Source organism: Bacillus sp. LR--39, from assembly GCF_053613335.1.
Genome location: NZ_JBSIOT010001556.1, coordinates 1 through 525, shown reverse-complemented (window position 1 = coordinate 525; position 525 = coordinate 1). Strand labels below are relative to the sequence as shown.

1 protein-coding gene is annotated in these 525 nt (G+C 44.4%); it reads right to left on the bottom strand.

Features of this window, described 5'->3' with window-relative positions:
• On the bottom strand, positions 1–442 hold a 442-nt coding region (locus ACWHAR_RS31765; protein WP_452089014.1), incomplete at its 3' end, for a DUF72 domain-containing protein.
• Positions 443–525: the final 83 nt, after the last annotated feature.

Below are 525 nucleotides of genomic sequence, written 5' to 3'. Positions count from 1 at the left end.
ACCATGACCGATGCCTGAATTCAAGCGCACACGGGATATCTCCCATTTTCTCTTTTACCCATCTTAAGTAATTGACGTTTTCTTTCTTGCAATCAAACCATGGCGGAAACTGAAAGAGGACCATCGCCAGCTTACCCGCTTTTATGTATGGCGTTAATGAGAGCTTAAAAGCAGCAAACATGTCGTCTTTCGTTTCAAAGGGGATTTCCCCGCGCTGATGCCCTGTCATTCCCTGATATGCCTTAACGATAAACTGAAAGGTTTCCGGCGTCTCCTTTACCCACTTTTCATTGTTCCGCTCGGGCTGTATCGCGTAAAAGCTCGCATCAAGCTCGACGATCGGAAAATGCGATGAATAGTGGATCAGCTTGTTTTGACTGCTTGTCTTGGGCGGATACAGGCTGTCATGATCCCCCCATCCTGTTAATCCAATATAAATCAATGCAGTTCACCTCTTCTTTTAGTTTATCACAGGTTTTTTTCGAAAATCTTGATCCAGGTCTGCTTGTAGCATTTCCTTTTTCA